General features: G+C 37.2%; 15 protein-coding genes. 4 read left to right on the plus strand and 11 right to left on the minus strand.

What is annotated here, in order from left to right; translation table 11 throughout:
* Positions 1-92 precede the first annotated feature (92 nt).
* Entirely contained in the window at positions 93-707 is a 615-nt protein-coding gene (locus F4V57_RS02150; RefSeq protein WP_070068688.1) for a MarC family protein, read from the plus strand.
* A 160-nt stretch (positions 708-867) separates the two neighbouring features.
* Here F4V57_RS02150 and F4V57_RS02155 read toward each other — a convergent pair whose 3' ends face one another.
* From F4V57_RS02155 to F4V57_RS02165, 3 genes are read right to left on the minus strand one after another with little or no spacing between them, the layout of a single operon-like run.
* Positions 868-2,493 carry a PepSY domain-containing protein gene (locus F4V57_RS02155; RefSeq protein WP_070068687.1) on the minus strand — a complete coding sequence of 542 codons (1,626 nt, stop codon included), beginning with the start codon at positions 2,491-2,493 and terminating at the stop codon, positions 868-870.
* 2 nt (positions 2,494-2,495) lie between these two features.
* Entirely contained in the window at positions 2,496-2,783 is a 288-nt protein-coding gene (locus F4V57_RS02160) for a hypothetical protein (RefSeq protein WP_070068686.1), read from the minus strand.
* A complete protein-coding gene (locus F4V57_RS02165; RefSeq protein ID WP_081409139.1) occupies positions 2,784-3,041 on the minus strand; it encodes a hypothetical protein in 258 nt (85 codons plus the stop codon).
* Between the two features lie 169 nt (positions 3,042-3,210).
* On the opposite strand from F4V57_RS02165, the gene rraA reads away from it, so the two are divergent.
* Positions 3,211-3,714, plus strand: a complete 504-nt coding sequence (rraA, locus tag F4V57_RS02170) for a ribonuclease E activity regulator RraA (RefSeq protein ID WP_070068685.1) — start codon at positions 3,211-3,213, stop codon at positions 3,712-3,714.
* Between the two features lie 96 nt (positions 3,715-3,810).
* On the opposite strand, the gene F4V57_RS02175 is transcribed toward rraA, so the two are convergent.
* Positions 3,811-5,847, minus strand: a complete 2,037-nt coding sequence (locus F4V57_RS02175; protein ID WP_070068684.1) for a lipase family alpha/beta hydrolase — start codon at positions 5,845-5,847, stop codon at positions 3,811-3,813.
* 342 nt (positions 5,848-6,189) lie between these two features.
* On the opposite strand from F4V57_RS02175, the gene F4V57_RS02180 reads away from it, so the two are divergent.
* Complete coding sequence (locus F4V57_RS02180) at positions 6,190-6,549, plus strand: hypothetical protein (RefSeq protein WP_070068683.1); 360 nt, start codon at positions 6,190-6,192, stop codon at positions 6,547-6,549.
* 132 nt (positions 6,550-6,681) lie between these two features.
* On the opposite strand, the gene F4V57_RS02185 is transcribed toward F4V57_RS02180, so the two are convergent.
* Positions 6,682-7,062 (minus strand): hypothetical protein, encoded by a 381-nt coding sequence (locus F4V57_RS02185; RefSeq protein ID WP_081409138.1) that lies wholly within the window; start codon positions 7,060-7,062, stop codon positions 6,682-6,684.
* Between the two features lie 213 nt (positions 7,063-7,275).
* Between F4V57_RS02185 and mnmG the strand changes: the two genes are divergently transcribed.
* Complete coding sequence (gene mnmG, locus F4V57_RS02190; RefSeq protein WP_070068681.1) at positions 7,276-9,156, plus strand: tRNA uridine-5-carboxymethylaminomethyl(34) synthesis enzyme MnmG; 1,881 nt, start codon at positions 7,276-7,278, stop codon at positions 9,154-9,156.
* A gap of 67 nt (positions 9,157-9,223) precedes the next feature.
* Here mnmG and F4V57_RS02195 read toward each other — a convergent pair whose 3' ends face one another.
* The 6 genes from F4V57_RS02195 to F4V57_RS02220 all read right to left on the minus strand — a co-directional run bounded on the left by F4V57_RS02195 (position 9,224) and on the right by F4V57_RS02220 (position 14,681).
* On the minus strand, positions 9,224-10,141 hold the full coding sequence (locus tag F4V57_RS02195) for a CysB family HTH-type transcriptional regulator (RefSeq protein ID WP_070068680.1): 918 nt from the start codon (positions 10,139-10,141) through the stop codon (positions 9,224-9,226).
* A gap of 34 nt (positions 10,142-10,175) precedes the next feature.
* Positions 10,176-11,228, minus strand: coding sequence for a sulfate/molybdate ABC transporter ATP-binding protein (locus F4V57_RS02200; protein WP_070068679.1), 1,053 nt, complete (start codon positions 11,226-11,228; stop codon positions 10,176-10,178).
* Positions 11,229-11,238: 10 nt separating this feature from the next.
* Positions 11,239-12,123 (minus strand): sulfate ABC transporter permease subunit CysW, encoded by an 885-nt coding sequence (cysW, locus tag F4V57_RS02205; protein WP_070068678.1) that lies wholly within the window; start codon positions 12,121-12,123, stop codon positions 11,239-11,241.
* Positions 12,120-12,953 (minus strand): sulfate ABC transporter permease subunit CysT, encoded by an 834-nt coding sequence (gene cysT / locus F4V57_RS02210; protein ID WP_070068677.1) that lies wholly within the window; start codon positions 12,951-12,953, stop codon positions 12,120-12,122. The genes cysW and cysT overlap by 4 nt, the downstream gene beginning before the upstream one ends.
* Before the next feature lie 63 nt (positions 12,954-13,016).
* Complete coding sequence (locus tag F4V57_RS02215; protein ID WP_070068676.1) at positions 13,017-13,643, minus strand: RBBP9/YdeN family alpha/beta hydrolase; 627 nt, start codon at positions 13,641-13,643, stop codon at positions 13,017-13,019.
* Positions 13,644-13,673: 30 nt separating this feature from the next.
* Positions 13,674-14,681: a sulfate ABC transporter substrate-binding protein gene (locus F4V57_RS02220; RefSeq protein ID WP_070068675.1), complete on the minus strand. Its 1,008-nt coding sequence runs from the start codon at positions 14,679-14,681 to the stop codon at positions 13,674-13,676.
* Positions 14,682-14,711: the final 30 nt, after the last annotated feature.

Consider the following 14,711-nt stretch of genomic DNA (forward strand, 5'->3'; position numbering starts at 1 on the left):
AATAACAAAACTAATCTTTCGTGGAAAAGTCCATAATGCTCAATATGTTAGTATATATGTATTAACCAAAATCAAATAAATGAGCGAGATTAATGTTCACTACATATATCCATTCTTTTGCTTTATTTTTTTCATTACTCAATCCATTTTTAATGAGTATTTACATGATTGGCATGATTCGCAATTCAGAAGCCAAAACATTCAACAAGGCATTAATACAGGGAAGTTTGATTGCTTATCTGGTTTTTTTGTTTTTTGCTTGGGGCGGTGAAGCTGTTTTTAATCGTTATCTAAATGTTCGTTTTGAGTCTTTTCAGATCTTTGGTGGAATTATTTTTTTGGTAATCGGCTATCGTTATGTATTTCAGGGTGCGGATACGATTGGTGAAATTCGTGGTGCACCTGAGCATTTGGCTACCCAAATTGCTATGCCATTTATGATTGGGCCGGGAACTATTGGTGCAGCAGTGATAACAGGCATGAATTTACCGATATTGGGTGTAGTTGCCACGATTGCAGTTACTTTATTTTTAACTTGTAGTATTTTGATTTTAATGAAATATGCACATGATAATTTACGAGATAAGCATGCAAAATATATTGACTATTATTTCGATATTGTTGGCCGTTTATCTGCATTATTAATTGGGACTATTGCAATTGATATGATTGTTAATGGCACTATGGGGCTAATTCAAGCAGCTTGAATTAACAATACTGCGCATATCTCGATTGCGATTGGAAGTTTTATGAAAAGTTCTTGGATTTTTCTATAGGGATAATCTAAGAACTTTCATTATTTTCGTAATAGGTGTACTAGATTTGGCTAACGATCACCAGACAAAATGAACATCTAAAAATAAATATTCACTGTTTTATGGGTGACCATATTGAACCTTCAGGTGCATTTTTCAAACGCTTTTTAGCTTGTTGATAAAAACCTAAGAAAAGTATTGAGAATCCGAGAATAATCAGATCAATTAAATATAAATCCTTTGCATAAAATAATCCTGATTGTGGAAAAATTATGGCAATCAATGTAGTGAATGGAATCATAAAACAAAAAATTGAAATCATTAATAATAATTGAGGTAAGGCTTTGGCTGCACCTATCAAAAAACTATAAATGACAATCAACAGGAACAGTACATAATAACTGTACATTAAGTAGTGATTTATACTGGTAATATCTAAAATAAATAAATTGTACCAGCGTGACAAAAATAAACAGGCCACAATTGCCAACATGCAACCTAAACAACTACCAATCGTGAGATTAGCCATAAATCTGACATCTTTACGTTGTATCGGTATATTTTGATTGGGTGTTTTTTGTTTTTTTAATCTGGATTCTACCCAAAGAATATTACCGGAATAGAATAAATATGCACCTGCTAAACCAAACACCAGATATATCCAGCGTGTGACATCACCACCATAATTACCAAAATGTATTGCAAACATAGATTTAATAAAGCGATCGGCATTACTAGCATGAGTGTCTAGTGTTGATAAGTTATAAGCACTTGTCTGATAAGGATTAAAAGAAAGATAATCAAAATTATCGCCACGTAGCATTTGGTCAGGATTATATACTGCCGCAAATGTATTGGCTTGAGCTGGCTTATCTAGGCCACGTAAGGATAAACCTAAAATCTGATAATTTGGTGTTTGTTGGTGAATACGATGATAAATTTTTTCAATATCCAGTTTAGGTTGTTTTTGTTCAATAACCATTGGCGCTGGCCGCTCAAATAGCGGCTGGTCTTTAAATGCTAATTTACCAAGTGCAACATAGAATAAATCATGGAATGCAAAAACAATGACCGAGATTGCAATAATGATATGAAAAGGCAGGCTGGTGATACCAATCACATTATGTGTATCCAACCAAAAACGCTTTTTATTTTTTCCTGGACGAATGGCAAAGAAATCCTTTACTAGTGTTGGAAGTAGTACAATTAATCCGGACATGATTGCAAGAAAGTAGAGGACAGCAACAATTCCCATGACATATACACCGATCGTATGATGCCCTAATGTTCCTGGAATTCCTGCAGTTTCATGTAACTGTTCAATTAACCAGCCAATTTTTGACACATTTTGTTGTTGGACAATTAAATTGCCTTGCTGATCTAAAGAGGCAAGCATGGTGCCTTGAGCTGCATTAAAACCGTGATCATCATGATCGGAACTATGAGCCGGCTCCCATTGCATAGGTGCATTAAAACCTTCTTTTGCAGAAAAATTAATTAAAAAAGATTGATGAGTTTCTGGATAGCGTTTTTGTACTTCTTCAATTAAGTGATTGTATTGATTTAACTCAATTTTGGGTAATTGCTGTTGTGTTGGAGCAGCCCATCGACTAAGATCATGCTGGAACATGGTTAAACCACCAGCAAAAAAACAAATAAAGAGAAAAATTCCTGCGGTGATGCCTACCCAAGTATGCAGGTTTTTAGCGACCTTGATAATATCTGCACGAACTTTCATGGTTAACCTCTGAGTAGAAATACACAACTAAATGTAATGATATTTAGAATGAAATAACATAAAACCGCATGCCAGCCTTTTTGAAAAAAATAAGCTGCAAAAAATACAATCATCCAGAGCCAGGGAATTGCCCACATTCCAAGTTGTGGAACTAACATACGATCAAAATGCCCCATTGAAACTATAGAGATTAACGAACCGATTGCGATTGACAGACTTAAACCAAGAATCAGGCCAGCAAAAGTTTTAGTCCACCAGTCGGGCTGAATTTTTTGTTTAGTTTTAATCATTTATGAATTAGCTCGCTTGAATAAAGGAATAAATGGCAAAAAAGACCAGACAAATGTCAGAATTGCTAACCACATCAATACTGCCACTAACTTACTTAAACTACATAGCAAAAAAATTAGGCCAATAAAGCTAAAGAAAATTCCCGTATATTGCCAGATCTTTGGCAACGTTTGTTTTAGAATTGCTTGATTCGAATGACTAAGGTACAGCACGATATAGCCAATAAAGCTAAAGAAGATTCCGGTGAGCTTTAACATATTTTGCGACTAATTAACATTTAAAATTCATTCTTATTATCTATAATTTTTATGAAGAAATAAATGATTAATTAGATTTATGTAAAAAATTATGCCTTAGTCTTACATCTCTGTACATTAAGAAGTACAAGAGGTAAAAGAATACTCTAGTTAAAGAATGGAGAAAAAAATGTGTGCTGATTTTGTCACTTGTGATTTGTTGGATGGTCATTCAGATAAGAACTTACAGGTGGTTTCACCTTCAATTGATGGTAAATCATTTAAAAATTTTGGTGCAAGAATTACATTTGGCGGCCAAGTTGTAACGGTGAAGTGTTTTGAGGATAATTCAAGAGTCAAAGAATTACTGGCAACAGACGGAAGTGGAAAAGTGTTGGTTGTGGATGGTGGAGCATCTATACGTTGTGCATTAATGGGAGATTTAATCGCCGAATCCGCTGTGAAGAATCATTGGAATGGTGTGATTATTTATGGTTGTGTGCGGGATGTCGATGCAATTGCTACATTGGATTTAGGTGTGCAGGCATTGGCTGCGATTCCACAAAAAAGCACACGAAAGGGAGTTGGCGAAATCGGTTTGACCGTATATTTTGGTGATGTCGAAATTGCACAGGGCGATTATATTTATGCAGATAACAACGGCATAATCGTTGCAAAACGAGCTTTAATTTGATCATTAGGTTTTTTCAAATAATTTGTGGTATTCAATAACTCCATTGAAATATAATTTTTTAACTTCAATGGAGTAAACAAGATAATATTATATAAATTAAGGTTGATATTTACCAAGTTCAGTTAAATGTAACCGTAAAATACGTCGCAACTCAAGTACTGCTTCAGGTGTGTATTGAATGGAATGTCCTCCATGAATAATTTTTTCAGATTGAGCATGATCTAAGTGTGCACTTTGATAAGTGACAACACCATCTGTCATTTTATCCGGATCAATCGCATCTGTATTGTTTCCAATAATTAAATGATATTTTACTTGAGGCGAAATTTGTGCATTTTCGGTAATTTGAGTAAATGCAGATTTTTTACTGAGATCGCTTGGACCATTTTGTATCAAATCTCGTCCAAAGTGATCAATTAATTCTTTAGGATTAAGCTGTTCGCTATTTATGCCATGCGTGATTGTATCAAGTGTTGCAGAAATAAAACTTTGTGGTAAACGAATGATTTTTCTTGCCACAAGTGTAAACCAACGATCTGCATAGTCTGTTCCTTGAAAAGGCGAAGAAATAAATATTGCACGATCAACTGGAGGGACAAGCGCATGCATTGCTAAACGTTGATGTGCAAGTGGAAAATCCTTAATTTCCTGATATTGTTTAAAATCTTTTTTCTGTAAGTATTCTAGAATCTGTGGGGTAAAATCATTGTCGCTAACTAATAAGCGACTAATTACCCCCCCCATACTATGACCAATCAAAACTGTATGAGAGGGTGGTTTATTAGGGAATTGTACAGCCAGTTGATCAAATGATTGTTTTAGTAAAGCATAAATCTGATAACGACTTTCAATAATTGGCATATTTGTGGAATAAAAAATTTGCCAAACCTGAAAGTTATCTCTGAGTGTTGTATCTCCCATAATGTCATTGGTGACCGCAATCCACGCCTCAGGGCTGCTGGCTAGGCCGTGAATCATAACAATGATTTTTTTATTTGGATTATATGGTTCAAGCATAAATAAATGCGGCATGACTAAATTCTTTTCACGATCAATCAGGCTTAAATAAGCTGAAGCGCCTAATTTATTATTTGCCAACCATAAACCATAAGGTGCTGAAAAATTCGCAGCTAAAGGATATTTTTGTTGTTCAATATGAATTTCAAGATATAGATTGGGATCAATGACACGAAGTTGTAGATCAGAATCATTAAGAATTTCTTTTAAACTATTTTTATGTTGTGGTTCAATTACGATTGTTGCAGGAACATAGAGGGCTTGATGAATATTTGGATGATCCTTTAAATCTTTGGATTGTACAAATGGATTAGGCATATACTGATTAAATTGTTTTTCTTGATCTTTTTTCATTTCAATGACAAATTCAGAGCCAAAGCCATCACGGCGACTCATTGAACGCAATCCTGAAAATTTCAGATTATAAGTTGAAATTAACTTATCAACCTGATCCAGATGCAAGCTGGGATATTGACTAAGGTCTATATGATAACGACTTTTACCAATTAAAATAGGTTTGTTGAAATTGGTTGGAGCTTGAGTTGTCTGGTCATTATAAATATTAATTAAGTTAGCGATTGCCTGATTATAAAAATCCCGTACCTGCACTTGTCTGTTATCAAATAATCTTTGTTGTGGCGGGCGTTTACTTGAAAAAAGATAGGCATAGCTATATCGAATGGATTGATTCAGTGCTTCTAACTGATTACGCATACAGGATTGATATTGTTGTGTTATTTCTTGTTTGGTTTGATCATCCTTAAACTTTTTTTCTAAATTTTTTGCATTACACTGTGAATCACTTTTAAGTTGGTTCGCATTTGCCAAATAAATTTCACTACCAGTGGATAAAAATTGCTCATCAGGAACTTCAGGGATTTGCTGAATATCGTGTAGGCATCCTTCGGGATCAACAATACATTTTTTTGCTTCTCGTCCAGTCATCGACAGTACATTTAGACTGGCTTCACTTAGCTTGTCCTGAGTCAGAATGCTATCACGCTCACTACTCATGGTAATGCCTAGTTTCTGTTGTTTGACACTGACAACCTGACAACCACTTAATGCCAGAACAATAACGGTAAGGCCAATAGGTAAATAAGTATACTGTATCATGGAATTTAAACTGGAATTTGTATAAATATAATGCGCTTAACATTAAAGATTTCTATAACAACTGTCTATAAAAATATGAGATTAAAAAACAGAAAATATTAAATTTTTGATGGTATGAATTACTGTCATATCACGAAGGATATAAAGTATTTTTCTATCTTCCAATATATGAATAAAGTATCCTTGGTATGCATGCTGAAAAGATGAGATGAATAATTTAAAAGTAACGACAGAATAAAATAGTAAAGTTGTTTTTTATAATTGATGTGATTACGTGATATTACTATCTTTTGTTAATAAAAAACCATAATGTAAAGTCCAAGTTAATCATGGGATGTAAAAATGAAATTTTTGGCAATATGGGGTATTTGCATCAGCGTGACTTCTATTTGTCATGCCGACATGAGTAGTGGTTATGGGACAGCAAATATGATCAATTCTTCTGCTATAGGTAGTGATTTAAATCCCTATAGCCAATCGTCATTACAATCTAAAAAAAATGGCACATCTATTATTAAGAATGTATATGGTGATCCGGACACAACCTTAAATCCGCAGCGCTCATCCACACAACAATATTATTCATTACAACCAGACAATAGTTTAAATTTGAATACAGCACCAACACAGGATAAAAATTCTTACAGCCTTTATAATAAGTTTAAAAAACAAAATATTATGCAAAATAGATTACAAAAGTAAGTTACTAATAATGTGAACAATAAATAATCTATATGGTTTAGAAATTGTATTGGATTTGAAAATCCAGACAATATAAAAACCGAGCTGTGTTATAGCTCGGTCATATCATAAATTTTAAAAATCACGCCAATATTATTCTATGGAAGAAGGAGGTGCTGGCGGTTGTGGTGCTGCTTGTATATCATACTGTTGAGGCGGTTGCTGCTCAGGAGCTGCTGGATATGGCGCCGAAACAGGACGTGGTTCAGAGCGTGTTTCAGATAAACTACCTTGGGTTTGTGTGTCCTCTCCACCAGATGGCGGTAATGGTGGTTGGAATACTAATCCTTTTTCTCCAGCAACACATGTTCCATTGAATAGCACGCCTTTATGTGCAAATGAGATCGGTCGTCCTTCTTTTTTCCCCTTACAAACTTTAGTGTAACGTGCTTCTAGTGGATCTGGCGCTGCATACGCCATGCCTGTTATACATACCGTTGATAAACAGATTATTTTAAGCATTACATTTTTCATGATTTTTCCTCGCATCGTGGTGATGAAATTACATATTTTCAATATGATATATTTCTAACCAAAATAGCAGTATGCTTATACTGCATTCGTGCAAGAAAGTGTGGCAATATGTTCATGTTCTGCTCAAGTTATAAATAAAATTGTAAAATCAAAAGTCATTGCTTAAGTTTTTTGTTAAAATATTGCGTCATTTTTTCAAGCGTATATAAAACCATGCATTATCCTAAAGTTTATGATGTGATTGTGATTGGCGGTGGTCATGCAGGAACAGAGGCCGCATTGGCTGCTGCACGTATGGGACGACAGACGCTATTACTGACGCATAATATTGAAACTTTAGGTCAAATGAGTTGTAATCCGGCTATTGGTGGAATTGGTAAATCTCATCTGGTGCGTGAAATTGATGCGTTAGGTGGGGCAATGGCACTGGCAGCGGATAAAGGTGGTATCCAGTTTCGTATTCTGAATTCGCGTAAAGGAGCTGCGGTTCGAGCCACCAGAGCACAAGCTGATCGTATTCGCTATAAAGCTGCGATTAGACATACATTAGAAAACCAACAACATTTGGATATCTTTCAACAGGCAGCCGATGATCTGATTGTTGAAGGCGATATGGTAAAAGGTGTTGTTACCCAAATGGGGATTCGCTTTGATGCCAAAACTGTAGTATTAACTACAGGAACTTTTTTAGGTGGGGTGATCCATGTTGGGCTACAAAATGCCAGTGGTGGTCGTGCAGGGGATCCGCCATCTATCGCTCTGGCACATCGTTTACGTGAATTAAAATTACCGGTTGGCCGTCTAAAAACGGGGACACCGCCGAGAATTGATGCGCGTAGTGTTGATTTTTCTGTAATGACACCTCAGCCGGGAGATTTTCCATCGCCTGTCATGTCATTTATGGGGGATGTATCAATGCATCCACAACAAATCAATTGTTATATCACACATACCAATGAAAAGACTCACGATATTATTCGTGCCGGGCTGGATCGTTCACCAATGTATACAGGTGTGATTGAAGGCGTGGGCCCACGTTACTGTCCATCTATTGAAGATAAAATTCATCGTTTTGCAGACAAAGACTCACATCAAGTCTTTTTGGAGCCGGAAGGTCTGGATACACATGAGCTTTATCCAAATGGTATTTCAACCTCCTTGCCGTTTGATGTGCAATTTAATCTGGTGCGTTCAATCCGTGGTATGGAAAATGCACATATTTTGCGTCCGGGTTATGCGATTGAATATGATTATTTCAATCCGCAGGCTTTAAAATTTACTTTGGAAACTAAAGCCATTCAGAACTTGTATTTTGCCGGTCAGATTAATGGGACAACAGGTTATGAAGAAGCTGGAGCACAAGGATTATTGGCTGGTTTAAACGCAGCTCGCCGTGCATGGGATCAGCCACAATGGACTCCGAAACGTGATCAGGCCTATATGGGAGTATTGGTGGATGATCTGATTACACTGGGTACCAAAGAACCGTATCGTATGTTTACTTCACGTGCGGAATATCGTTTGATGTTGCGTGAGGACAATGCCGATCAGCGTTTAACCGCTATTGGTCGTGAACTTGGTTTAGTCGATGATGATCGTTGGGCAGCATACTGTCAAAAAATGGAAGCAGTTGAACAGGAAACTTCGCGTTTATCACAGTTATGGGCAGCACCAAATAATCCAATGGGTAAAAAATTCGTGGAAATGACTGGTGCAGATTTAAGTAAAGAATGTAGTGCAATCGATTTACTTAAACGTCCAAATATTAACTTTACCCAAATTGCGGAATTAACCGGATCACAAGTATCTGAACAGGTTGGTGAGCAAATTGAAATCGCAGTGAAATATGAAGGTTACATTCATCGTCAACAAGATGATGTTGCACAGTTAAAACGTTTGGAAGAAACCAGAATTCCTGCCGATTTTGATTATGATGTAATTTCCGGATTATCTCGTGAAATTACACAGAAATTAAAAACTATATTACCGGAAACCTTGGCACAGGCCAATCGTATTCCTGGGGTAACACCTGCTGCGGTACAGTTGATTATGATTACTATCCGCAAGAATGCTCAGGCAAGAAAATCGGCATAAATTAGAAAATCTAGCCATAAAAAAGCCCGTTAATGATTACATTAACAGGCTTTTTTATATTTAAATTTTATGGATAGGCGGCTGTTTTTAATGTTCGGATATCTGCATCAGGATAGCATAAAGAAATAAAATCATAGCCGAATCCTCTTAATAAGAATCCTTTCCTGACGGCAATCCAGGTAGTATTTTCACCAAATAAATCCGTATCAATTTTACTTAAATGAATGTCACGTTTGGGATCATAAGCTAGACTGTTGACAATACCTATCCCTAAACCAAGTTCAATATAAGTTTTAATAACATCAGAATCCAATGCTGTCATAACAATATCAACATCGATATTGGCATCTTTAAATGCTTTATCAATTTTGGCTCGTCCAGTGAATCCTTCATGATAGGTGATCAGTGGATATTTTTGCAGATCCTGAAGCTGGATGTTTGTTAAACTCGCCAATGGGTGTTGATTGGGTGTGATAATACTGTGTTTCCACTGGTAATAAGGCACACTAACAATAAATTCTTCCGATTGTAAAAGTTCGGTTGCAATACCAATGTCTGCTTCACCTCGCAATAATAATTCAGAAATTTCGGAAGGATTGGCTTGTTGCAGCACTAAATTTACTTTAGGAAATAGGCGTTTAAATTTATTGATAATTGGAGGAAGAACATAACGTGCCTGTGTATGGGTTGTGGCAATGGTTAAAGTTCCTTCATCAATATCATTAAAGTCATCAGCCAGACGCTTGATATTGTCTGCATCAACCAGCATTCTTTCGACAATTTTGTGCAGGGCATATCCCGGTTCGGTCATTCCTAAAATACGTTTGCCTTTACGAATAAATAATTGTACGCCTAGTTCATCTTCAAGATCCTTGATATGTTTACTCACTCCGGATTGGGATGTAAACAGAACTGCTGATGCTTCGGTCAGATTATAATTTTGACGTACAGTTTCCCGAATAATACGTAGTTGCTGAAAATTCATTTAATAAACTCCTGACTTTTCAGTGATCCATGACTTAGGCATTGGCATTAAATAAATGTATATTTTCTGCGGTTACCCAGACTGTTTGTTGCTGTTTAAGCTGCAATTGATCAAACTGATGTGGAGATAAAGCAATTTCAAATGCCTGTTGATCTTTGGTTTTTAACTCCGCACGAATTTCCCCAGCAATCCATAATTCTTTCTGGAAAATGGCTTCAATTGCATTTTGTTGAGGAGTAGTGTGCACAACTAGATCTCCGGGACGGGCAAAAGCTACGACGTCACCTTGCTGCTGTGTTTGAGAGAGTAATAATTGATTGTTACCAAAGATAAAGTGATTGGCTTGTACAGTACCTTCGAAGCGATTGGCTTGCCCCAAAAAGTCGAATACAAAAGAAGAGGCTGGTGTTTCATAAACTTCTCGCGGTGTACCAACTTGTTCGATTTGCCCCTTGTTCATTACTACAATTTTATCGGCCACCTCCAATGCTTCTTCTTGATCGTGTGTTACAAAAATTGAAGAAATATGCAACTCATCATGCAGTGTTCGTAACCAGCGGCGTAATTCTTTACGTACTTTGGCATCTAGTGCGCCAAAAGGTTCATCTAGTAATAAAACACGCGGTTCGACAGCTAGTGCACGAGCCAAAGCAATACGTTGACGCTGACCTCCGGATAATTGCGAAGGATAACGATTTGCCAGAAAACCGAGTTGTACCAGTTCCAGCAAATTGTTTACACGTTTTTTTATTTCAGCTTCACTTGGTCTGGTTGAGCGTGGACGTACCCGCAAACCAAAGGCAACATTTTCAAAGACTGTCATATGACGAAACAGGGCATAATGCTGGAATACAAATCCAACTTGACGTTGGCGAACATGCAAGTGTGTCGCATCTTCACCTTCTAGTAAGACTTGTCCGGAATCGGCATGTTCTAAGCCTGCAATGATTCTGAGTAATGTTGTTTTGCCGCAACCAGAAGGGCCAAGTAATGCAACCAGCTCACCGTCAGGAAAGTTTAGGCTGATATCTTTTAATGCATGAAAATCGGCAAAATGTTTCTCAATATTATGTACTTGAATGCTCATAAATTTATCCTCAATCTTGTTGCTGTGCTTTCAGGCTTTTTTCTTGACGGTATTCTACCCAGCTCTTAATCAGTAAGGTCAGTAATGCCAGTAATGCCAGTAATGAAGCCACAGCAAAGGCTGCACTATAGCTATACTCGTTGTATAAAATTTCAACATGAAGTGGTAAAGTGTTGGTTTCACCACGAATATGTCCTGAAACTACCGATACAGCACCAAATTCACCCATTGCTCGTGCATTACACAGAATTACACCGTAGAGTAGTCCCCATTTAATGTTTGGCAGGGTAACTTTCCAAAAGGTTTGCCATCCAGAGGCGCCAAGAACGATGGCTGCTTCCTCCTCCTCAGTACCTTGCGCTTCCATTAAAGGAATAAGTTCTCGGGCAACAAAAGGAATAGTGATAAATACAGTGGCTAATACAATGGCTGGAACAGCGTATAAAATTTTAAAATTATGATCTTGTAACCATTCTCCCCACCAGCCTTGCGTTCCAAACATCAATACCAGCATCAAACCTGCAATGACTGGTGAAACTGAAAATGGCAAATCAATGAATGTGGTCAGAATGGATTTGCCTCTAAAGTTAAATTTAGCAACCGCCCATGCAGCAGCAACACCAAATACAACATTAATAGGTACGGCAATTGCGGCAGTAATCAGTGTTAATTTAACTGCGGACAGTGTATCTGGCTCAATTAAAGCTTGAAAATAAACATTAATGCCTTGCCGAAAAGCTTCCACAAAAACCAGAATCAATGGTAACAATAAGCAACTTAGAAAAAATATCAAGGCGATGCTAAGTAAAACATAACGAACCCATTTTGGTTCACGAGTAGCGTCATTTGATTGTAATTTTAAAGCCAGAGATGAATTTTGATGAACTAAACTCATGGTGCAGTTCTCCCTGTACGACGGCTTGCCCATGCCTGTAATAAATTAATGAGCAATAAGAAGGCAAAGGAAATGACTAACATAACGACAGCAACTGTGGTTGCAGATTCATAGTCATATTCTTCGAGATAAGAAATGATCATCAATGGTGCAATTTCAGTTTCGTAAGGTTGATTACCGGCAATAAAAATTACCGAACCATATTCACCTACACCTCGAGCAAATGCCAAGGCAAAACCCGTTAATAATGCTGGCAACAAAATTGGTAAAATAATTTTAGTGATGGTCTGCCAGCGGTTTGCCCCCAGAGCGGTGGATGCTTCCTCTAGTTCGGTTTCAATATCGGCCAAAACGGGTTGAACGGTACGTACAACAAAAGGAATACCAATGAAAATCAGAGCGATAGTGATACCTAAAGGTGTATAAGCTACCTGAATATTTAATTGATCCAGATATTGACCAATCCAGCCATTTGGAGAATACAATGCCGTTAATGCGATACCAGCAACAGCTGTAGGCAACGCAAAAGGTAAATCGACCAATGCATCAATCAATTTTTTACCCGGAAATTGATAACGTACCAGACACCATGCCAGTAATAAACCAAAAATCAGATTTACCAGCGCAGCAAAAAATGCTGTACTAAAGCTAAGTTGTAATGATTTTAGAATTCGTTCTGAACCCAAAATATCCAGAAAACCACTCCAACCGATACCAAAAGATTTAATTAATACTGCTGATAAAGGAATTATGACCAGTAATGACAAATAGCTAAGCGTAAAGCCGAGTGATAAACCAAAACCCGGAATCACTGTGGATCGACGTGACATAGCCGCTCCTTAAAAAATAAAGCTGAAATAGAATGAGAAAGATGGACGAAATAAAATAAATGGTTAATAGGCCAAATATTTAGGTTGCATTGAAGGTATTTCATCTTTTGACGCAGCCTGAAACTTTTTTTGTAAATATTCCAGTTGTTTTAGATAGTCAAAAACCTGCGGCCAAACACCAAAACCTGAAGCAACATTAATATGACCTGCTGTGCCTTGGCTAATGCAATGACTTCCCCATGCTTTTGCATAATGCAAGGTAGATTTAACATCATGCCATGGATCATTTTCGCTATAGATCAACAAACTTGGAATATCTAAATGCATCGCTATAAATTGATTTGCAAAATCCTGTCCTGAATCCTGTGCAAAGCCAGTTGTGGAAAAACGTCTTGGATTTGCTGGTGCAACCAATAAAATACCAGTGATTTTTTGGTTTAATTCAGGATGTTGATGCAGTGCAGCAATTGTGGTTAAACAACCAAAACTATGTGCAACAATTTGTATCGGGGCTGCAATATTCTGGATATGCTGTACAAATTGCTTGACCCATCGCGATAAAATCGGATCATTCCAATGTTGCTGTTCCACACGAGAGGAGTATAACAACTGACTCTGCAACCAACTCTGCCAGTGGCGTTTTTCACTACCACCAACACCCGGAACAATAACGGTATGTAGTTTTTGCATTTGTCTACTCCTCCTTAGCCAATGAATGGTTTATTTTGCTCTATTGGCTTGAACGATTTGATCGTAAATACCACCGTTTGCAAAATGTTGCTGTTGAACTTTTGGCCAACCACCAAATTCCTGATCAATGGTGACCAGTTTTAATGGTTTGAATACATTACTGTATTTTTTCAACACTTGTGCATTACGAGGACGATAGAAATTTTTTGCAGCGATTTCCTGACCACGAGGCGAATATAAATAATTCAGATAACCTTTCGCCACCAACAGATTGCCATTTCGCTGTGCATTTTTCTGTACGATTGCAACTGGAGGTTCTGCCAAAATTGACAAAGAAGGCGTTATAATTTCAAATTTTCCAGGTTGTTCACGCACAGCCAGATAAGCTTCATTTTCCCAAGCCAGCAAAACATCACCGATACCGCGCTCAGCAAAAGTTGTAGTTGCACCTCGTGCACCAGAATCCAATACTTTGGTATTTTTATAAATTTGTTGTACAAAAGTTTTGGCCTTAGCATCATTTCCGCCTGGCTGATGTTTTGCCCAAGCCCAAGCAGCAAGGTAATTCCAACGTGCGCCACCAGAAGTTTTTGGATTTGGTGTAATAATTGCAACCCCCGGTTTAACCAGATCATTCCAGTCTTTAATATGTTTTGGATTGCCTTTACGTACTAAAAATACAATGGTAGAAGTATATGGCGTAGAATTATTTGGCAATAAGGATTTCCAGTTCGCTGGTAGTAATTTGCCTTTTTGCGCAATTTCATCAATATCCGCAGCCAAAGCCAGTGTAACCACATCAGCATTTAAGCCATCAATGACAGCACGGGCCTGTTTACCTGATCCACCATGTGATTGACGAAAGTTAATATCCTGTTGTGTTTTTTGCTTCCACCAAGTGCCAAAATTTTTATTAATTTCAACATAAAACTCACGTGTTGGATCATACGAAACATTCAGAAAATCTTTGGCAAAAGCGGCACTTGATAATCCTAATAAAGCAGCTAATACACCAATTTTGAAACCATTTTTAACCATTTCTATTCTCCCAATGTTTCAGATTAAAAT

The organism is Acinetobacter qingfengensis (assembly GCF_008693185.1).
In the GTDB taxonomy this organism is placed as follows: Bacteria; Pseudomonadota; Gammaproteobacteria; order Pseudomonadales; family Moraxellaceae; genus Acinetobacter; species Acinetobacter qingfengensis.